The 22,401-nt window shown below is 45.9% G+C and carries 6 protein-coding genes and 8 pseudogenes; 7 read left to right on the top strand and 7 right to left on the bottom strand.

Annotated elements, in window-relative coordinates; translation table 11 throughout:
• Positions 1–203: 203 nt before the first annotated feature.
• A pseudogene (locus JCM10512_RS05860) lies at positions 204–2,074 on the bottom strand (mechanosensitive ion channel family protein).
• Positions 2,075–2,354: 280 nt separating this feature from the next.
• Here JCM10512_RS05860 and JCM10512_RS05855 point away from each other — a divergent pair.
• From JCM10512_RS05855 to JCM10512_RS05830, 7 genes and pseudogenes are all read left to right on the top strand, one after another.
• Positions 2,355–3,251, top strand: coding sequence for an alkaline phosphatase family protein (locus JCM10512_RS05855; protein WP_394354195.1), 897 nt, complete (start codon positions 2,355–2,357; stop codon positions 3,249–3,251).
• Positions 3,252–3,404: 153 nt separating this feature from the next.
• Positions 3,405–4,541 (top strand): GNAT family N-acetyltransferase, encoded by a 1,137-nt coding sequence (locus JCM10512_RS05850; RefSeq protein WP_044161336.1) that lies wholly within the window; start codon positions 3,405–3,407, stop codon positions 4,539–4,541.
• Between the two features lie 8 nt (positions 4,542–4,549).
• Positions 4,550–6,423: pseudogene (locus tag JCM10512_RS05845) on the top strand (DNA topoisomerase IV subunit B).
• A complete protein-coding gene (coaD, locus tag JCM10512_RS05840; protein WP_044161334.1) occupies positions 6,420–6,878 on the top strand; it encodes a pantetheine-phosphate adenylyltransferase in 459 nt (152 codons plus the stop codon). The pseudogene JCM10512_RS05845 and the gene coaD overlap by 4 nt, the downstream one beginning before the upstream one ends.
• Positions 6,871–7,116: a hypothetical protein gene (locus JCM10512_RS25220; protein ID WP_500778522.1), complete on the top strand. Its 246-nt coding sequence runs from the start codon at positions 6,871–6,873 to the stop codon at positions 7,114–7,116. Before coaD ends, JCM10512_RS25220 begins: the two co-directional genes overlap by 8 nt.
• A 5-nt stretch (positions 7,117–7,121) precedes the next feature.
• Positions 7,122–8,470 (top strand): annotated as a pseudogene (locus JCM10512_RS05835) (S41 family peptidase).
• A gap of 782 nt (positions 8,471–9,252) precedes the next feature.
• Positions 9,253–9,877: pseudogene (locus tag JCM10512_RS05830) on the top strand (HU family DNA-binding protein).
• A gap of 164 nt (positions 9,878–10,041) precedes the next feature.
• Here JCM10512_RS05830 and JCM10512_RS05825 read toward each other — a convergent pair.
• The 6 genes and pseudogenes from JCM10512_RS05825 to JCM10512_RS05800 all read right to left on the bottom strand — a co-directional run bounded on the left by JCM10512_RS05825 (position 10,042) and on the right by JCM10512_RS05800 (position 22,302).
• Positions 10,042–11,992: pseudogene (locus tag JCM10512_RS05825) on the bottom strand (glycoside hydrolase family 97 protein).
• A gap of 23 nt (positions 11,993–12,015) precedes the next feature.
• Positions 12,016–13,903 (bottom strand): annotated as a pseudogene (locus JCM10512_RS05820) (glycoside hydrolase family 43 protein).
• Between the two features lie 62 nt (positions 13,904–13,965).
• A pseudogene (locus tag JCM10512_RS05815) lies at positions 13,966–15,547 on the bottom strand (glycoside hydrolase).
• Positions 15,548–15,753: 206 nt separating this feature from the next.
• Complete coding sequence (locus JCM10512_RS05810) at positions 15,754–17,019, bottom strand: BT_3987 domain-containing protein (protein WP_244436951.1); 1,266 nt, start codon at positions 17,017–17,019, stop codon at positions 15,754–15,756.
• A 94-nt stretch (positions 17,020–17,113) separates the two neighbouring features.
• Positions 17,114–19,129 carry a RagB/SusD family nutrient uptake outer membrane protein gene (locus tag JCM10512_RS05805; protein WP_044161330.1) on the bottom strand — a complete coding sequence of 672 codons (2,016 nt, stop codon included), beginning with the start codon at positions 19,127–19,129 and terminating at the stop codon, positions 17,114–17,116.
• Between the two features lie 33 nt (positions 19,130–19,162).
• Positions 19,163–22,302: pseudogene (locus JCM10512_RS05800) on the bottom strand (SusC/RagA family TonB-linked outer membrane protein).
• Positions 22,303–22,401: the final 99 nt, after the last annotated feature.

The following is a 22,401-nucleotide window of genomic DNA, read 5'->3' as shown; positions in this document are numbered from 1 at the left end:
ATCGAGATGTTTAGTAGTCCTCATCTGTTTCCAAAATGAAAAAACATTGTCCGGGGATTAACTCTTCTGTTTGGGAATTGATCCAAGTAACGCCCGGAGCAAAACGTCACCGATCCGAGCGCAGATCAAAATTTGCCCTCGGATCGGTAAAGCTTCCCCGGGAGAGTAGCAACTCATTCCCTGAACATAGCCTAAAGCAGATATTACTTTTCGGAAGTAGGCCCGGCTTCTTTCGGTCGATCCTCTCGACCTAACTTCTCAGCCGGTTTCAAATTCCCTTCTTCCCCTCTTGGAGCAACCTTTTCGTTGCCATCCCGAACCGCCATATAGTGCGGAGAAAGAATTTCAATGCCCGCTTCATTCAAGATATCCTGTATGTTTTCGTATAACTCCGAATAGATACGAGCCATCTCGTCCGCATTCTTGATATACGCATTGATCTGATAAATCGGATACCAGTCGCTCAGCGAAGTTTCCAAAACAAACGGACGTGGTTCACTTTCCACCCCGCGGGTATTCAACGCCGCTTCGATCAGCATCTTATTCACCTGACGCCACGGGACATCATAACCGATCGAAATCTCAGTATGAATAATCAACCCGTATTCACGAGCCGAAGTCGTATAGTTCACTGTGTGAGAAGACATGATGAAAGAGTTAGGAACCGTAACCACCTCGTTTTTCGGTGTACGAATACGAGTTACAAGCGGTGTTTTCTCGATAATGTTTCCCACCGTATCATTGAGCTTGATCCGGTCACCCGGTTTGAACGGACGCATATAGGTGATAACTAACCCGGCGATAATGTTCCCAATCACTGTACTCGAACCGAGCGACACAATCAAACCCACAAAGACCGATATCCCCTGGAATACACCAGAACTCGAACCCGGTAGATACGGATAGATCATCGCAATCATAAACGCATACAACAGGAAGCGGATAATGTTGTATGTAGGCATCGCCCAATCCGGATAGAAACCATTGATTTTGAGTCGTCCCGATTCGATTTCACGCGAGAGATAAAGCACAAAACGTATCAGATAGCGCACTGAATACCAGATAACAATAATCGTAAACAGCTTAGGGATGTAATTAACCACACCCATACAAATCGTTCGGATCGGATTCCATATATATCCCAATATCTGATAAGCCAGCCCTTCTGTCTGTGGAAAGATGACAAAAATAAGTGGAATCGAGATCAGAAGTTGCAGCCCCATGAATAAATACCGCCCGATATTTGCCAGAAAAGTAAGCAGATTGACCTGCCGCTGCGTATCCAGCAATTCATATCCCTGAATCGAGAAAGCCTTTAGGCGCGTATCTTTCATGCGCGAGATACGAAGTTTCAACTTACGGTACAGCCAGTTGGTCAGGCGGAACAGCGCGAACTGGGCAACGAGCACCAATACAAAATAAAGAATACGTTTAGCCGTCCGCCAGAGACCATGCTCCGCTTTCATCTCTTTCAGCTTCGCGATAACGACCTGCTGCCTTACCTTCGCCAGCGAATCGCGCGACACACCCTCCACATGGCATCCTGATGGGTAACAGAGAGCAACACTTTATTGTCATACATCAAATCGGCAACCATTTCCGAATAGTCGATATACACGGAGTCGGGATTCAGGTTGAAACGCTTGCCAACCTCCTCGATTGCCGCACCGGTAGTCTTGGCCCGTTGCTGTGGCGTATGTCCGCCCCGCTTGGTATAAAACTGAAACAGCGTATCGCCTTCTACTATTACAGGCACTCCTTTGGTGATATGACGCAAGGAATCAATACGTTGCCGTTGCATTGCCAACTTCACAGAGTCCGCAGCAACCGTCTCGAGTTTCATCTGCTCCATCTCCATACGCATATTCGCCTCATTCAGCCGCGCCTCTTCCAACGTTCTTTGTAAAACAGCCAAACGAATAGAGTCCGAATCATGTTTCAAAGGTTTTTGAATAGCGATTGTGTCGCCCGCAAAAATATTCTTGATCGCTTGATCGAGTTGCGCTTGTACATTTACTGCAAATAATATTAAAACCAGCAGCAGAACCGGTCGTTTCGATTTTTTCATTTCCATATCCTTACTATTGCCAAATTATTAAAACATAGTCTGTCCGACACATCCCTTCCATAGAGCACCCTATACAGGCGTTAATGCTAAAAAAGAAGGTTCTTTTCTCTCTAGACCGGACAAAAAAAGGCCAATAAGTAGCATATTTTCATTCCGATTGAGAAAAACTTGTCCGCACAAATATAAAAAGTTATATTTGTGCAACATACAACTAGACCAAAATAATTTAAGAAAAACACATCTAAAACCTATTATTTACAAAAACATGAACAAACATTCTATTCTCATGCTGCTTGCAGCAATCTCATTTCTGTGTTACCCTTCCATCTCTTGCGACGCGAAAGGTAAGGTTAAAGCTAAGCACGTTATTCTCATCGGTTTGGACGGATGGGGATCGTACAGTTTTTCACAAGCGGACATGCCCAACGTGAAAAAGCTGATGAACGAAGGGGCTTATACTCTCAAAAAACGCTCCGTTCTTCCCTCTTCGAGTGCCGTCAACTGGGCTTCCATGTTTATGGGTGCCGGACCGGAAATTCACGGATATACCGAATGGGGATCTAAAACGCCCGAACTACCCTCCCGAGTGCTAAACCAGCATGGCATTTTCCCCACCATCTTCCAATTGCTGAGAGATGATCAGCCAAAAGCAGAGATCGGCTGTATCTACGAATGGGGAGGAATCAAATATGTGATAGACACCCTTTCGGTTAACTATCACGAACAAGCCCCCGACTACCAAAAGTTCCCGAAGGCGTTAACCGAAATGGCTACTACGTATATCAAGGAGAAGCAGCCCACGCTGTTCGCCATCTGTTACGACAACCCCGATCATGTGGGTCATGGAGCAGGGCACGACACACCTGAGTACTATACGAAGCTCAAGGAGTTGGACGTGTATATCGGGCAGATCATTCAAGCCGCAAAAGACGCCGGCATGGAGAAAGAGACCATCTTCATTGTAACAGCCGACCACGGAGGAATCAAGAAGGGACATGGCGGGAAAACAATGCAAGAGATGGAGACGCCTTTCATTATCTCCGGGAAAAATATCAAAAGCGGGATCTGTTTTGACGATATAAGCATGATGCAATACGATATTGCTTCGACGATTGCTACGATTTTCAGCCTCGATCAACCCCAAGCGTGGATTGGCAGATCGATGAAGTCAGTATTCAAATAAGCGAGGTATCCGATGCACATTAACTGTATCAAAAGGATGTCTTTAGTCCTCTAAACGACGTGATTTTGATACAGTTATTCTGTTTTTCCCTCCTGAATAACGAAGTTTGAAGATTATCAATTATCTTTGCCTACTCATTCATAAATACAATATATGGCTATTACAATTAAGAAAGTTTCGACGAAGAGAGAACTTAAAAGATTCATTCGCTTCAATTACAAACTTTACAAAGAAAATCCTTATTCAGTACCCGACTTATACGACGATATGCTCAATACATTCAATAAAAAGAAGAATGCAGCATTCGAATTTTGTGAAGCCGATTACTTCTTAGCATATAAAGATGATAAAATAGTAGGTAGGGCAGCAGCCATAATCAATCACAGAGCCAATGAAAAGTGGGATCAAAAGAACGTCCGCTTCGGCTGGATTGACTTTCTCGATGATCCGGAGATCTCATCTGCTCTCCTCCAGACGGTAGAGGATTGGGGGAAAGAGCGGGGAATGACACACATCACAGGCCCGTTGGGCTTTACAGACTTTGATGCGGAGGGAATGCTGGTCGAAGGCTTCGACCAACTCAGCACGATGGCTACCACCTACAACCATCCGTACTACCCCGAACATATGGAACAGCTCGGCTACCGCAAGGACGCCGATTGGTTGGAATTTAAGATCTTCATACCCGAAGCGATTCCCGATAAGCATAAACGTATTTCCGAACTGATCCAAAAGAAGTATAACCTCAAGATAAAGAAATATACCTCTGCCAAAAAGATAGCCAAAGACTATGGGCAAGCCATTTTTGAATTGATGAACGAAGCCTACAGTCCGCTTTACGGCTATTCACCCTTGACACAAAGGCAGATCAATCAGTACGTGCGGATGTATCTCCCCATTGTTGATTTGCGCATGGTAACCCTAATCACCGACGCGAACGATCAACTGGTTTCAGTGGGAATCTCCATGCCGTCACTATCCAGAGCCTTGCAGAAATCACACGGACGCCTGCTACCTCTCGGATGGTTCTATCTGTTGAAGGCGCTGTTCATGAAACATCGGTCTACCGTGCTCGATCTATTGCTGATTGCCGTTAAACCGGAGTACCAAAACAAAGGTGTTAACGCTTTGATATTTTCCGATTTAATTCCGGTTTATCAAAAATTAGGTTTTATATTTGCGGAAAGCAACCCCGAACTGGAAATGAACGGAAAGGTTCAGGCACAGTGGGATTACTTCAAAACTGAACAACATAAACGCCGCCGTGCGTTTATCAAAGAGATAAAATAAAAATAACTATGGATACGAACGAATTGATACTTACAGAAAACAACCCCGTAGAGTACACGGACGACAACATTCGCCACTTAAGTGACATGGAGCACGTGCGCACACGCCCCGGTATGTATATCGGTAGGCTAGGCGACGGAGCACATGCCGAAGACGGCATCTATGTCCTCCTCAAAGAAGTACTCGACAACAGTATCGACGAGTTCAAAATGCAAGCAGGCAAAAGGATCGAGATAACCGTTGAAGAGAATCTTCGCGTCAGCGTACGCGACTACGGACGCGGAATCCCACAAGGGAAACTGGTCGAAGCGGTCAGCGTCCTGAACACCGGAGGTAAATACGACAGTAAAGCGTTTAAGAAAAGCGTCGGTTTGAACGGAGTCGGTGTAAAAGCCGTCAACGCATTGAGCTCTCGATTTGAAGTACGTAGCTACCGTGACGGCAAAGTGCGAACAGCTACTTTCTCCAAAGGAGACTTACAGACTGACCAAACAAGCAAAAGTGAAGAAGAAAACGGAACCTTTATATTCTTCGAACCGGACGCAACCCTGTTCCAGAACTATACGTTCAATCCGGAATTCATCGAAACGATGCTGCGTAACTACACGTATCTCAATACGGGACTTACCATTATCTATAACGGACACCGCATTCTGTCGCGCAACGGGTTGGTAGACTTGCTGAACGACAATATGACGGCAACCTCTCTCTACCCCATCATTCACCTGAAAGGGGAAGATATTGAAATAGCCTTTACGCATACCGCACAGTATGGCGAGGAGTATTACTCCTTTGTCAATGGACAACATACAACTCAGGGTGGTACACACCAGAGCGCATTCAAGGAACATATAGCCCGCACCATCAAGGAGTTCTTCAACAAGAACATGGACTATACCGATATCCGCAACGGGTTGGTTGCTGCCATTGCCATCAATGTGGAAGAGCCGATCTTCGAAAGCCAGACCAAAACGAAGCTGGGTTCGACGAATATATCGCCGGGAGGAATCACCGTCAATAAGCACGTAGCGACTTTGCCAAGCTTGAGGTGGACAATTTCTTGCATAAGCATGCCGACATCGCCGAAGTGATGCAGCAAAAGATTCAGGAATCGGAAAAGGAACGTAAAGCCATTGCGGGCGTTACTAAACTGGCTCGCGAACGGGCTAAGAAAGCGAACCTGCACAACCGCAAGCTGCGCGATTGCCGCATCCACTTGAACGATCCGAAGGGAAAAGGATTGGAAGAGGACTCCTGCATCTTTATCACCGAGGGTGACTCGGCAAGTGGTTCGATTACCAAAAGCCGCGACGTGGCAACACAAGCGGTATTCAGTCTGCGTGGTAAACCGCTGAACACCTACGGGCTGACTAAAAAGGTGGTTTACGAAAACGAAGAATTCAATCTGCTCCAGGCCGCACTCAACATCGAGGACGGCTTAGAGGGACTGCGATACAATAAAGTGATTGTCGCTACCGATGCCGACGTGGACGGTATGCACATTCGCCTGCTTCTGATAACCTTCTTCCTCCAGTTCTTCCCCGAACTGATTAAGAAAGGACACGTATACATTTTGCAAACCCCGTTGTTCCGCGTACGTAACAAGAAGAAAACAATCTATTGCTACAGCGAGGAGGAACGAATCAATGCCATCGACGAATTGAGCCCGAACCCGGAAATCACCCGATTTAAAGGATTGGGAGAGATCTCACCGGACGAGTTCAAACACTTTATCGGCAAAGATATGCGCTTGGAACAAGTATCGCTGCGCAAAACAGACTCCGTAAAGGAGCTTCTGGAGTTCTACATGGGCAAGAATACCATGGAAAGACAGACCTTTATTATAGACAATCTGGTTATTGAAGAAGATTTAGCATCATGAGAAGAGCAATATTCCCGGGTACTTTCGATCCTTTCACTATCGGCCACTTTTCGGTCGTGAAGCGTTCATTGACCTTTATGGATGAGATTATTATCGGAATCGGTATCAACGAAAATAAGAATACCTATTTCCCTATCGAGAAAAGAGTAGAAATGATTCGGGACCTCTATCAGGACAACCCCTGCGTAAGGGTCATATCGTATGATTGCCTGACCATTGATTTTGCCCAACAGGTAGACGCCAAGTTCATCGTCCGCGGCATCCGTACCGTGAAAGACTTCGAGTACGAAGAGACAATTGCGGATATCAACCGCAAACTGGCAGGCATCGAGACCATTCTGCTCTTCACGGAACCCGAACAGACGTATATTAGTTCAACAACCGTACGCGAACTGTTGACCTACAACAAAGATATCAGTCAGTTCATTCCCAAGGGAATGAAAATCAATGAATAATTTAGTAATAAGAATATCAATGAAGAAATACCTTCTCGTTCTCTTTGTCTTGTGTGGCATGGCCGCCCAAGCGCAAAACCTGAATTCGCCGGCCTTGCGCAAGTTGCAAATGGCGGAATTCGCCATCTCTCATTTCTATGTCGATGAAGTAAACGAAGACAAGCTGGTGGAAGAAGCGATTATCAAAATGCTTGCACAGCTCGATCCTCACTCTACCTATCAAACGCTGAGGAAGTGAAGAAGATGAATGAACCGCTGCAAGGTAATTTTGAAGGAATTGGCGTGCAGTTTCAAATGATGGACGATACACTTCTGGTCGTGCAGCCTGTAAGCAACGGACCGTCGGAGAAAGCTGGTATTTTAGCGGGCGACCGTATCATTGCTGTCAATGACACAACGATTGCCGGTGTAAAAATGAGCACGGAAGATATTATGAAACGCCTGCGCGGACCGAAAGATTCGAAAGTCAACCTGACCATTCTGCGTCGTGGCGTGAAAGACCCTTTGGTATTTACGGTAAAGCGAGATAAAATACCTATTCTCAGCATCGACGCTTCTTACATCATCCAACCCAAGATCGGCTACATCCGCGTCAACCGGTTCGGAGCAACTACTGCCGAAGAGTTTCAGAAAGCAATGAAAGAGTTGCAAAAACAAGGCATGAATGACTTGATACTCGACCTGCAAGGCAACGGAGGAGGATATCTCAATGCAGCCATTGATATGGCAAACGAGTTTCTCGAACAGAAGGAACTGATTGTGTACACCGAAGGACGCACAACCAAACGCAGTGACTTCTACGCCAAAGGCAACGGAGACTTCCGCAAGGGACGTGTCATCGTGCTGGTGGACGAATACACAGCCTCAGCCAGCGAGATTGTTAGCGGTGCCATACAGGATTGGGACAGAGGAATCATCGTAGGCCGCCGTTCTTTCGGTAAAGGCTTGGTGCAACGCCCGATCGATCTGCCGGACGGTTCGATGATCCGCCTGACAATCGCCCGGTATTATACGCCGGCCGGCCGCTGCATCCAGAAACCTTACGAGGGTTCTACGGATTATAACAAAGACTTAATCGACCGCTTCAACCACGGAGAACTGATGAATGCCGACAGCATCCACTTCCCCGATTCCTTGAAAGTACAGACGAAGAAACTGCAACGCACTGTATATGGCGGAGGTGGCATCATGCCGGATTATTTCGTGCCGATCGATACGACTCTCTACACGGATTATCACCGCAACCTTGTAGGCAAAGGGGTAATCATTAAGTTCACAATGAATTTCATAGAGAAGCACCGGAAGGACTTAGCCAATAAGTACAAGAAGTTCGAAGCCTTTAGCGAGAAGTTTGTTGTTGACGACGAGATGTTGGCTAGCTGCGCGAGATGGGCGAGAAAGAGAAGGTGAAGTTCGATGAAAAGCAGTATCAGAAATCACTCCCACTTATCAAGATCCAACTCAAAGCACTTATCGCCCGTGACCTCTGGGATATGAACGAGTATTTCCGACTGATGAATACCACGAACGAAAGTATTCTGAAAGCTTTGGAGATCCTCAACTCGGACGAATATCAGAATAAACTGAAATAAAGAAAAACAAGCATCTCCTTCCCTGCCACTCGTGTCATTCAATGAATAAACGAGTGGCGGTGAAGGAGATGTTGTACGTACCCCTCAACTGAGATCAACCTCCAAGCTAGCGTGATAGGCTGCATCTATACACTCAGTAAGCCGCAGAACACTCATTTTAGGTGAGTGAACTAATGTAAGAAGACATATGATCATAGTCACTTTTTGCCGTAAACAACTGATTGATACGTTGATACAATGCGCCTACTTTTCTGAGACTAATCCATTCCATAGATACGACCCGATTTCCAAAAGCTGTGTACTATACCCAAATACTCCGGCAGTTAGTAGGAAACGACTCAAAGAAGACGCAAAACAAGGCCTCAGCGACCCGCATAAACTCACTACGCACCTTGACAAGCCAAATGTGCGGGCAACTACTGAAAAGGTATCCGAATATTTTGCTTATTTCCCTTTCAATATTTATCTTTGTTACTGACAAAGTTAATACGTCACATCCGTGACGAGTTCTCACCGCAGCCATGGCAAATTCTTACCACAACCGCGACGAATTCTAGCCACATCCGTGGCGAATTAATAATGCCGGCATCAAGTTCCAACAAGATAAGCAACGCAAACGAAGTAGAAAGACTGAAAAACGGATAAATGATCGCTTAACCGGAGCCGATTCACCGTTAGCATATCTACTTATCCGCTTCTCTCTGACAACCAATGACTCGTTTTGTGGGAACAGCATGCACTTACTTTATACAGTCATGAACATGCAACGATAAAGATACATTATGGCCATAAGATTTGAACTTTACAAGTCTCCCCGCCCCAAGGGCGAAGAAGACAAAGAACTGTACCACGCACGCGTAGTGAACTATCAGCACGTCGACACGAACCAGCTGGCAAAGGAAATACAAGAAGCCACGTCTCTAACCGAAGGAGATGTAAAGGCTGTATTGGAATCGCTCAGCCAATTCATGGGAACACGGCTTCGCGAAGGCGAACGAGTACACTTAGACGGGATCGGCTATTTCCAAGTGAAACTGAATAGCAAGAAGCCGATTACTTCGTCCAAGACCAAAGTGAATCAGATGGAACTGAAAACCAACATCTGTTTCGCGGCAGACAAGAAGCTGAAAAGCTCGGTAAGCGTTGTCAAACTGGAACGTAGCAAAGTAAAGACGCACTCGGCAACACGCTCTTACGAAGAAATAGACGCGCTATTAACCCAATATTTCAGCAAGCATTCGATATTAACCCGCACGGACTTTCAGGGTATCTGTAAGTTTACCGTCACCACCGCTACCCGCCAACTGAAAAGGCTGAAGGAGGAGAAGAAGATACTGAATATTAATACGACCTATCAGCCGATCTATGTACGCGCCGGGATATTACGGGAAACCGGAAATAGAATAGTGTAGAGGGTTACCAAAAAATGATGGGAGCCACTCCTTTGAACAGAGGTTTCTCCCATCATACATTCTCCTGATTGTCAATCTATAAAACCAAATACCTAGCGGTAATTTCTTTTCCCTCGTTTCGGGCGATTACCGCACGAGCTACGACATTCCTTGCCAGACTCAGTTAGTCTTTATTACAGCACCTCCCTGCGGCTGAATAGTCAGTTGGAACTTGCCGTCAGACTTCACATTACGTTGTTGCAATTGCGGTTCACGGTTTTTATCATCACTATAGAAAGAGACCGTTTTGCCGGCAAACATCGGTAAGTCGAGTTTCAACTTCAAAGGCTCTTTAGTCGCATTGACTGCCGCCACATACCAGCAATCACCGTGAAGACGGGCAAGCACTACATACTTGCCGGGATAGCCATCGATCAAACAGGTTTCGTCCCATTCGGTCGGCACCTGCTTCATAAAGTCGATGCAGACTTGCGGAGCATCGGTCAGGTTGTTAGGCGCCAAGGCAAAGTTCTGAATCGGATTCTGGAACAGAATAGTCGTTGCTAACTGGAACACATCGGTAGTCCGGCGTGTATTTCCTCCATCATTACCTTTATTCAAACGTCTGTTGAGGAAGCAACCTCCAAACTCCATCGATCCGACCGTATTACGTATAAACGGATGCAGCGTGGTGTTGAATGCCTCTTCATCACAGAAATGCTGATTGAAATAGATATTCTCGGAAGCCAGAACGGCTTCACTTCCCACATAGTTAGGATACATTCGCTCCCAACCCCGCGGCAGGGTGCAACCGTGGAAGATAACCATGAGTCCGTGATCATCGGCATCACTCAGAATCTCCTCGTACAGGCGCATCGTCTCTTGCTTATCACCCCCGAAGAAATCGACCTTGATACCTTTCACGCCCTGGCTCTGCAACCATTTCATTTCGCGTTTACGGGCAATCAAGTTATCCATCAGGTTCGTTGGCCCCTGTTCGATGTCGTTCCAATAGCCACTCGAGCTATACCACAAAAACACATCTATCTTTTTGCTATGCGCGTATTTGATGAGCTGCTCCATACGTTCGTGCCCAATATTGGTGTTCCACCAGTTATCGATCAACACATATTCATACCCCATCGCAGCGGCAAAATCAATGTAGCGCACTTGGTCGTCATAGTTTATGCTGCCATCCTGCCAAAGTATCCAACTCCACGTTCCACGTCCCATGCGGTAATTGTGTTCCGTTTTGTACAAGGGCTCAACGACATCCCACGCAACTGTGGTTGCGACAATCGGTTTCAAGGTTTCCCCTACGGTGATCGTTCGCCAAGGCGTAGAGCCGGGCAAAGCGAAAGCCGGAGATACGGTTCCGTTGCCGTTGTTCTCTTCGGGCATAGGGAAAGCGATTGTATAGAGATTCCCTTCGGTCACATCACTCAGGCGCGAACCGCAGTACCGACTGCCCACACCGGTTTCGCTCACAAGCACCCAACCGCTTCGCCAACCTTAAATAAACAGGGAAAGGTGTAGCCATGTCCGTATTGTGACCGTACATCCATCGGGCGTCGGCCTTATATTCTTCTTCGTAACTCGGTTTGGTACGCTTCCAACCAATCATCGCATCGCTTTGCGGAGTCAGAAAGGTTGTTGTTCCGGTAGGGAAACGGAAACCGGTTGCTTCGGCATCAACTACGACACCGGCAGTCTCCCCCTGACGAGGCAATGTATACCGGAAAGCCACATCGTGGTTGCTAACGCGAAACGTCACGTCCATCGGTTGTCCCTTGGCATTCGTGAAAGAACAAACCAGTTCGTTGGCTCGATAGTGTATACGGGAGGTTTTAATGCGCGATTGCACGTAGGTTGTATCAAGCGGCTCCTCGCGATGTTCCTTCAGCTTCATACCTTCGGTAAAGTTACCCACATTCGTTTCCAATCCCAACGGAGAAGCCGCGAGCATCTGCTTGCCGTTATACGAAACCGTATACGACGCTTTGCCTCCCTCCGGACACGAAACCAGAACCTGTAGTTTTCCATCAGGCCCGTTAACAACTACATTTTGCGCAGTCAGCGACGAAACGGCTGCCGCGAGTATAAAAGCGAATCCTTTGAATCTATTCTTCATGATATATGTATTTAACTTATTGACTATCGGGTAGGAACCACCGGCTTGATGCTTCCATCTTCATTGAATTCCAACCGATCGATACACACTTCTCGGTGAACACCGGGACCATTCTTTAAATAGTTCTTATTGATGCGATGGTAGACGATGTACCATTCATCGGTTCCGGGAACCTGCAAGATGGAGTTATGAGCAGGGCCGTATATTTCCTTCTCCGGGTTCTGAATCAAAATGACTGAGGGATCGGCTACTTCGATAGGGCCTAACGGTGATTTGGATGTGCCGTAAGCCACGTGATAATTGGGCGAACCGGTGTCGTCTACCGACCAGGTGAAATAATAAAGCCCATTCCGATAGAACACATAGGGTGCTTCGCGGAAAGCGTAGTCGCGTAGAGTTCCTCCCTGTGGAGTCATCACGGTCAGCGTCTTCTTCTTAATCGAAACCATATCTTTGTTCAGCTCCGCACCTGCCATATAGCCATTGCCCCAGTAGAGATACGACTTGCCGGAAACGGGATCGGTGAAAACATCAACATCGATCTGCTGCCCCTTTCCCGTAGGTGATTCTGTAATAATGGGATAGCCCAGATCTTTGAACGGTCCGGTAGGCGAATCACTCATAGCTACACCGATCTGTTTGCCGCCACCTGCTTCCGGATTTCCGCTGTAATAGAAGAAGTATTTATAGGCTCCTTTGATCAGCTTCTCTTCGATGCAAGGCGCCCAAGCATTGCCATTCGCCCAAGGTACTTGTTCGGACTTCAGATCCAACATGATTCCTTCGTCTTTCCACGTCCGCAAATCATCCGAAGAGAAGACGGTGAAGTACCAACCTCCCCAACCCGGTTGCCCGTCGGTTGTGGAGTAGATATAGTATTTCTTTGTTTTTTGTGCGTAGAGTACTTCCGGATCGGCATGAAAGCCGGGCAACACGGGATTGTTGGGCAGTTCGCCAAGTTCCTTCGGTTTACCCCATTTGTCGGTGACACGCAGCAGTTCGTCGCGAGTGATGGGAATCACCGTACCGTGACGAGGGTGGAAGTTCATCTTCACCTCTTTGTCTGTTACCTTGAAGTTGGTCAGGTCGGTAGTCTCCGTAAACTGATATTTACCTCTCATATACGTCGTACATCAGGATGTATGTATCTTGTCCGATCAATTTAAACACGCCGGCTCCCTCTACCGCGTCTTTGGTCTGTTGTTTATAATCGGGTTCTTCTGTCCATTGTCCGGAAGTCAGGGAAGAAGTAGTAGCTACTTTGATACCGTTGCCATTTCCTTCGGTCTTATAGAAAAGGTGAAAGATTCCGTCTTTGAGAACGATCTCTCCGTCAATGCAGGAGGTTCTGTTCTGCGGAAGAAACAGTACTTTCGGCACGTCTTCGAAATCGGTAAAGCTTTCATTGGCGTAAGCGTAGTAAATCACATCCGCTCCACCTGTGTACTGCATCGACCAATACACCATATACTTGCCTGCACCCGGATCGAAAACGGTTTGAGGTGCCCATACACGTCTTAGCTTTTCTTGTCCTTTATAACGTTTCTGCATATTCACCACCGAATGCGACCAGTTCACGAGATCTGTAGACTTCAACAGTACCAGCGCACGGTTAGAGTCCCATCCGTTGTCGGAAACCATATCTGTCACAACCATATAGAACGTCTTTCCGTCTTCACAGCGAAGGATATGCGGATCGCGTACGCCACCTGTGCTGCTGATAACGTTCGAGTCCATCACCGGCTCATTGTTGTTCAACGCCCAATAGGTGTATCCATCGGTACTTACCGCAAAACGAACAGCTTCCTCACTGATGTGATTGCCTGTGAAATAAGTGAATAAATAAGCGGCATAGTCTTTTTCCTCCACAGGCTTTTGCTGTGATAAGGCCGGTAATGCCGTTACCAGCATCAGACCACCCGCAACAATGAATTGTTTAATCATTCTTCTCATCATCTTCATTAATTTTTGTATCAAAGTTCATTGGAAACAAATGTAACAACCGAACGGGCAGGTACGGTGACAGGCTGGCCCTTCTTCAGTTTTTCTACCGGCAACAGGTTCTCGTCCGCCCGATCCGACGTACGGTAGCCCTGCCATGATTTCGCTTTAGCGTCGTCTACATCAAATGTAAATGTACGCTCCTTATCAGCATAGTTAATAACGACCATTACCCACTGCCTATTCGTGTTCTGATAGGCGGAACACATCAATCCTTTCTGCTCTGTATCTCCTTCTTCTACCTCCCGTCCATCTTTATCCTTCGTTCTGACCGACATACGGACGGCGCCCGGACGGATAAACCGACTGTAATTGCCGAGCACCCATAATAATTTAGAATCTTCGACCCTTCCGTCCCGCAAATCAGAATCGGTATATTCACGTATCAAGCCGTCTTTATAATCGCCACCGATGGCACGCCACCATTGCCAACTCCGGGCTTTCGCATACACAAGGTCGTGGTGAATGATACGTGCTACGTAAAGTGCCGTCTTCATGGTACGGTCGAACCCTCCGCCTCCGCCTATTTCCTGATCATTGCTCATGATGCAGGTTTCCGTTTGCCAGAAGTCCACCTTATATTTGTCTAACGTATCACGCAGCTGACGACGAAAGTCGCGCAAGCCTTTCAAGGGCGTATTCGTCCAATAGCTATGGCCAAGCATCAGTCTCGGCACATTCGGCGTATCGCCAGATACGTATGCACACTATCGGGATTGAAGAAAGATTGAATCTGATATCCTCGCTGCCAGTCCGTCTGGTGAGTGTGAAACATACAACGGTAGTCGGAGGACTCAGTAATCAAGATCTGTGTATTGAGGTTACGGTTTACGAACTCTTGGCTTATCAGTCGAACGGTACGGGCAATCTCCCGGTTCGTTGCCGGGTTACCTTCCTGTTTGGGGCCAACCCAGTTCCAATGTCCGTCCGGTTCATTGAAAGGAGAGATGTAATCGAAACGAATGCGTCATGCTTTTCTACTCCCTGCACGACATCTGCCAGAAAGCGGGCATAGGCGTCATAACAATCCTCTCTCAGGTTTGAAGTACCACCACGTCCGGTATTCGTAGCCAATCCGTTCTGCGTAAAGTAAACCGGAGGAGAGTTCAGAAATGCGAGAAACTTATTAACTCCACGTTCCTTGGCCAGCTTTAGGAAGTTACGTTGGCCTTGTTGTTTATCCCAGTCGTAAGTCCCGTCGGGTTGGAGAAAACATTCGGTACGCATCCACTTAGAACCTATCTGGCTGGCTTTCCCCTGCGCCGCACTACCTGCCCCGACATTAAACCGCCAGAGCGACAATCCGATCCCTTTCGGCTGACCGTTCGTACCGTTCTCTGTGCTAAACAACCAGTCAGCTATCCGGTTCTGCTTGTCCTGCGGCCAAAGTCCGATAATCTGCATGCTCCAGGCATCCGAAGCACTGAAATATTCCATCGTCTGCAAAGGAGCGGTCCGGTCTATCTGATAATGTACGGCCGGTTGCGAACATCCGTACTGTATGTTCAAACCAATCAGCGCAAGCACGGCTATCAGTTCTTTATAGTTCTTCATGAAATAGATTCTCAATGTGTTTGTGCAAAAATACGTCATATTAATTGATGTTGAAGACGATAAAACAATCAAAAACGGCTACAAATATTGCAAATCCCCACTAAACGTTGCTTTAGCGCTACTTTAAATTATAAAATATGGCAGACGGGAATTTCCTGTCTGCCATATATCTAGCAGAAACCTAAAGCGACTAAGCGTATTGTTGCTTACAATCCATAGGCATATATTTCGGACAATGAAGTGTTGAGACCTCTGTTACTATCCGTTATTTCTACCTTGAAGTAGCGACCTTTCATAGGAGTTTCCAATGTAAAGTTCTGCGCAGCGAGAATCTTCTGCATCGTGAATACGCCTACTTTTGTCCAGGTCACTTTATCATCACTTACATAAAAGACACCGGCCCCCGCATCTGTATAGCTTTCATTTTGCCTTTGAACCAGGCCGATCTGAGTAAATGTATACGATTTATTGGTATCAATAATCAAGATATGAGGCAGTGCATGCGTGCCACTTTGCCAGGATGAATGCCAATAGGTTGACAGATTACCATCCAACGCGCATTTAGCTACACCATTGCCAGCACCTTCACCGTTGGATTCTTGTGTATTCGCTTCGATCGTCCAGTCTGTACGAACCAACTGTGGACCAAGGATACGAATGGCTAAAGGATATACAGCTTTATCGGCAGAAATACCAAACAGGGAAACTGATTTAATGTGAATAGGCAACATATAATCACCCGGTTCTAACTGGTCAGCCTTTATCGTAACCCCCAATTCGGTGGTGGTAGTTCCCGCAGAAAGAGTCATCTCTTCCGGGAAAGAGTACGTACCGGCGGGCAAAGTGCGGAATATGGTTTTATTCTTTGTATTGTATGCGATCCGATACGCATCGTCTACTTCAAACTTGCAATCGATATCCCAGCTATTTTCCGTGTCAAGGCCTAGCGAAACTTTGGCTGAAACACCTGTTCCATAACTGTACTCTTTGACCGAAACCGCCGAACTCACAAACCCAAAGGAAGGCGTGATAACTCCGGTTATCTGCAAGAACAACTCATCCTTTTCGCTATTGATGGAGTCGCTTTCACTCATAACCTGAAGAGGAAGCACCCACACTGCACTTGGATTAGCCGCAATGGCTGTTTTGATATTCTCAGGATTCAACAAGACGTTGACCGGTTTATAACGGTCGTTAGCCGAGAAATCGAGATGAGTTGCTTCGATCGAATAGCAATCCGTACCGATTAGCTTGTAGTTCACAGCTTCCGGCGTACTATACTTCGTATCAAGTTCTTCTTGAGTAAGCACATGAATATCGACGTTAGCTGTCAAACTTGGATCACTTCCTGATTTTAAAATCGAGAACGTATATTTATAATCTTCACCTGTATCGTACAAGGTCACTTGTTGTTTACCACTATTCTTCACGTACAATACCTTATGATATTGTTCCGGGACAAGATTGTCCAATTCATATTTCGATTCGTCACAGGCCCCCAATAAAAGTAGGTACCTGCCAACAAGAATGTATTTCTCATTTTCATAATGCGTCGTTTTTAGCTAATTAATACCGGGGTGCCTGCACCATCTGTGGATTGCTATAAAGTTCATCCATATCACTTCTCGACCATACGGGAAGCAGATATGATCTATCATCCCATTTGAAAGGCTGGTCGATCAAGGTCGGAGTATTGAACTCCTCAAAACTTGGGTTCAAGGTGAGTCCATTCAACCCATAGCGAATACCTGCTTTAAGCATTTGAGGAGCAATAGCCCAACGACGCAAGTCGTAATAACGAGTTCCCTCCTCATACAGTTCGACAAAACGCTCGTTGCGTACCCATTCCATCAGACTCATATCCGTCAGATCAGCAGTCTCCAAGTCTTTGACTCCGGCACGTTCGCGAATCACGTTCAAGTTATCCAATGCGTTCGGAGCATCCTCCAAAGCCGCATAACATTCGGCCAAGTTCAAATAAAGTTCTGCCATACGGATAAACGGACGTCTTGATGGCGTATGGCTACGAGTACCACTTGCACTGAAGCGAATATTGGGATCAATGAACTTCTTCGACAAATAACCGGTACCGGCTATGTTACGTGAGTCGGAAGAACGCCATCCATTGGTATTGGTATTCTTAAAGTTTATCCAAAGCGGATTGCCATTATTAATCTTCTTGGCATATTCACTACCATCAAACGCAATCCATGCATAGAAACGGGCTTCGCGTTTGGCATTCAGTTTAATGATATCATTCTTCACATCGGCTCCATCCAATCCGCCGGTTGCAAGGCCGGGGCTGGAAGTTCCCTCATAAAAACGTGTATACCATGCTGTCTTTGCATAGAAGTCAGCATCTTTTTCCGGAAGTTTCCCATTCTCAGTATAGAAATGCTGCACAGCGTATAAAGTCGGTGCTAAACCTGCCCATCCACCTGTCCAACTTCCATCACTCTTCTTCACAACACGGTTTGGAAGTCTGGAGTCGGTAGCTTCTCCCCCATTGTTAACATCCGAATCAATCCGTTGTCCCCAAATAATTTCTTTATTATTGTCTCCTTCATTGGCAGTAACCAAATACTGGAACATACGAACACGTTCTTTAAATTCTTTGTTCTCCGGTGTATCTGCTTCTCTACCTGGAATAAAAGGCAACTCTATGCCATCACGTTCTGCCTTCTTATTGGCAGTTTCGATATCAAACAAGTCATATCCGGCTGTCTTAGCCGCAGCCAAAGCTTCCTGACAAGCAGTCAGGGCACGAGTCCACTTTTCCCGGCTATAGGTATCGCTCACCAATGCTTTACCATACCCCGGTGTTTCGTAATTCGTATTCTGCCAATTCGGCTCAGGAAAAGAACCATTCCACAGCGGAGAAGCGGCATACAACAATACGCGAGCTTTCAGAGATAAGCAAATAGTGGAAGTAGCACGTCCCAGATCTTCCGTTGCTCTTGTCGCAGGAAGTACAGATGCTGCGTCATTCAATTTACCGACTATGTAATCTACACAATAATCGAAGTGCGAGCGTCCCGGGATCTGATCGTTCGTGATATTCGGATCTACTTTCTCCGTGATAAGCGGGCAGGGTCCGAAAGCCTGTAATACACGGAAATGATAGTAGGCTTCCAAGAAATAGCACTCAGCCTTATACTGTGCTTTATCATCGTCTGTCACTCCGGTAGGATGCAACTTATCGATCAGACTCAAGAAGTGATGCACGTAACCCAACCAGTTGTAACTGGGTGTCCATATGTTTATATCATCACCACCCCAACTGTTGTAATAGGAAGGAGATATCGTTCCCCAGGCCATTTGTTGTTGATAATCATCCCACATCTTGGGCGACACAAGTTCGTCGGCCGATTGTTCGAATGCTTTGAATTCAAAAGGATGTACACGAGGTATATAACCATAGCAGGTAAATAAGAAGCTCAACGTAGCAGCTTCATCTTTCATGGTATCATCAAAGTCTGCTTGTGCCGGAGGAATGACATCCAGATAGTTACAAGAAGTCAGCAGGCAGCAAGGAATCAACAAGGTCCGTGTTATTCGGATTATTTTATCTATTAGTTTCATACTCTTATTTATTATTAAGTTTCGCTCATTCTGTTAAAATGTAAATTGAACACCTAAGTTAAAGGTACGTTGCAACGGATAAGCATTCCAAGAAAGCTCCGGGTCCCATAACTTGAATGGACTGAACACAGCCAGATTGTCTCCACTAAAGTAAACGCGGCAAAGCGGGAAGCGATAACCCAGTTCCAGACTCTTGAAGCGTAAGAAATTACCATTGCGCAGCCAGTAAGAGCTAGGCTGAGTATTGTTGGATGTATCGGCGCTAGTTAACCCTAAACGCGGATAAGCCGCATCCGGATTATCTACCGACCAGTGGTCGTCAGCAATCCATTGCATCAGGTTGCGTTCCAAACTTTCGGTAGTCATACCGTCACCACCACCGGAAAGGAATGGAGCATATCCGCTATTAACCATAATCTTACGTTTTGCCGAACCGTTGAAGAATACACCCAAATCAAACTTCTTATAGGTTAGATTCAGACCAAAACCGTACTGAATGCGAGGTACTTTATTATAAGCAGATAGCATCACTTGGTCCTCTGTTGTAATTGCTCCATCGCCATTGATATCCCGATACTTGATATCTCCCGGCATAATATTGGCACCCAACTGTGATTGATCCGGCCAATTAGCTATTTCTTCTTCACTGGTAAACAAGCCATCGGCTATATACCCGGTCAAAGTATTCAGCGGTTTTCCGGTCTTTGTCTGCCAAGTATATGGATAATCCGGTTCGTCTACATATTTATATTCATTCTGGTTGTAAGTGAAGTTCCCACGGAAATCAACGATCCAGTCTTTACCAAAGCGCTTATTCCAATTCACACTCAACTCTACACCCCGGTTTATTACTTCGCCGATGTTACTCCAAGGCAAAGAGCCCCAATATCCTAACATATTCGGCCATGAAGAACGTGCCATCAAAATACGATCGCGATGGTCATGGAAATAGTCAAAAGTAATATTCAACTGATTGAACAGCGACATATCAAAACCAATATCAAACTTCTTCACATGTTCCCAGCCGGCATTCTGAACAGCCAGTACGTAGAAACCGGGACCTTTTCTATTAATTTCATTCGAAGGAAGACCTGTCCAGAAACTATGAGCTGAGCCAATGCTAATATTGTTCTGGTATAAGAAGTGCGGAGCACCACCATTGAACTCATCACTACCAACCAAACCGTAAGAAGCTCTGAACTTCAAGTGATCAACGTATTTTCTTACCGGCTCCCAGAAGTTCTCAGAGCTTACTACCCAACCAACAGAAGCGGCAGGGAAGAACTCAAAACGTTCGCCGGATGCTAAACGCTCAGAACCGTTGTAACCAAAGTTAAACTCAAGTAAATAACGGCTGGCATAATCGTAAGTCAAACGCCCGGAATACCCTTGGTTACGGTTCGGCAACACATCACTGCGATATTCACGCATCATATACATAAGCATCGCTGTCACGTTGTGGTCACCAAAGCTACGTTTCCAGTCGGCACGGAAATCAAAATAGAATGTTTGATCCGCACTCTTGTTAATACCTGACTGACTAACATAATCCGACCCGGTTTGCAACACCTGAAGATCGTACTGATTTGCCTCCGAATCATAAGATCCGTCTTTTACCTTGTAGTAATAAGGGGTAATGGAACGGTTGTAATTAGATTCCGACCAGTTCTTGAAATTCACCAAAGCTTTTACGCTCAAGCCCTTGGTGATGAAACTTAGGTCCTGCGTAATATTCAGCGAGGTATTCAGTGTATTATAATTGTTCTCTTTGAAAGAACTCATCATGTAGCATACGGATTCTGTCCGTAAACACCTGATTTTATCTCCGCATTACCGAAACGTATATGCTTATCGCCATCTTCGCTTGGGAAATACGCAGGGAATGCTACCGGATTGGCCTGCATAACGATCTTATACAAATCGGAAGTAGAGTAATTTGGGCCCTTCTTGTTACCGATCTGTGCCATCATGCGCAAGTCAACAGTCGTTGTATTGGTCAACTTATACGAGATGTTGTTCTGAAAGTTATATTCCCAATTGTCGATGTTGGGATTGTAGTAATAATTAGGAGCGTCAAGCAGTCCGGTATCGTGGTTAGCCTGCAAACTCATATAGTAAGTTACACGAGATCCACCTCCCTGAACATTTACATTAGCACGTTGATTGAAGTTGCCATCTCTGAAAATAAGATCATACCAGTCAACATCCGGATACGCATAAGCATTTGCTCCATTAGCCGTATTGGTAATCTGTTCTTCTGTATACTTGGGAGAAGTAATCTGCGTTGCACTTCTAGCTTGAGCAGCTTCATTATACGCCCGCATATAGGTTGCTCCGTCCGCAAACTTCACCCGGTTCATCGGTCGGAAGTAGGACGTTTCTAAAGATACATTAATGGTTGCTTTGCTGTTTTCAATACCACTTTTTGTGGTAACCAACATCACACCGTTTGCACCGCGGTTACCATAAATAGCTGTTGCCGAAGCGTCTTTCAGCAAAGAGAAGCTTTCAATAGATTCTGCCGGAATACGATTCAAGTCATTGGATGAGATTTCAACTCCATCTAATAAGATCAACGGAGTGGAACGTCCACCGAATGTATTGATGCCTCGAATATAGAAATCGGAAGTCGAACCGGGTTCACCACTGTTAGTTACAGCAACAATACCGGATAGTTTTCCGGCAAGTGAACTCGTAAGAGAAGAGGAAGGCAGTTTCAGTGCAGCCCCTTTGACGGTCGCGATAGAACCTGTAACAGAGACTTTCTTCTGCGTACCGGCTCCGATTACTACTACTTCATCCAACATCTCATTGTCGGATTCCATCTTAATAGTCATCACACCCAAGTCGCCAACCAACACCGTCTGTGTTTTATATCCGATATAGGATATTTCTAATTGCGTCTGGCTAGTTACGCCGATCGAGAACTTACCATCCAAATCGGTTATGGTACCATCGCTCGTTCCTTTAATTCGCACATTGACTCCGATAAGTGCATCTCCGGTAGACGCCTCTATTACAGAACCAATCAAGCTACGCTTTTTGGCAGTTTTCTCTTTCGAAGCAGCATGTTCAACAGTATTTGCTTGTTGCGCGTTTCCCGACAAGCAGAATAGCAAGCACAGTGCCACTAACAGTTTTTGCTTAGAGTTACAACATAATCTTTTCATCATAGTATTATTTATTAAATAGATATTCCAGAAAACTAAGGCCTTGTGTGATCTTATAAATCACGGTGCAAATATAAACCAATAGTATAAACGGAGCAGGCA

This window comes from Bacteroides reticulotermitis JCM 10512 (assembly GCF_000517545.1).
GTDB lineage: Bacteria > Bacteroidota > Bacteroidia > Bacteroidales > Bacteroidaceae > Bacteroides > Bacteroides reticulotermitis.
The sequence above is the reverse complement of the archived record's forward strand: the minus strand, read 5'-3'. Positions and strand labels throughout refer to the sequence as shown.

Coding starts and splice junctions, on each gene's coding strand:
- JCM10512_RS05850 (WP_044161336.1), top strand. CDS start 3,405: ATGGCTATTACAATTAAGAAAGTTTCGACGAAGAGAGAACTTAAAAGA.
- JCM10512_RS25220 (WP_500778522.1), top strand. CDS start 6,871: ATGAATAATTTAGTAATAAGAATATCAATGAAGAAATACCTTCTCGTT.
- JCM10512_RS05805 (WP_044161330.1), bottom strand. CDS start 19,129: ATGAAACTAATAGATAAAATAATCCGAATAACACGGACCTTGTTGATT.
- coaD (WP_044161334.1), top strand. CDS start 6,420: ATGAGAAGAGCAATATTCCCGGGTACTTTCGATCCTTTCACTATCGGC.
- JCM10512_RS05855 (WP_394354195.1), top strand. CDS start 2,355: ATGCTGCTTGCAGCAATCTCATTTCTGTGTTACCCTTCCATCTCTTGC.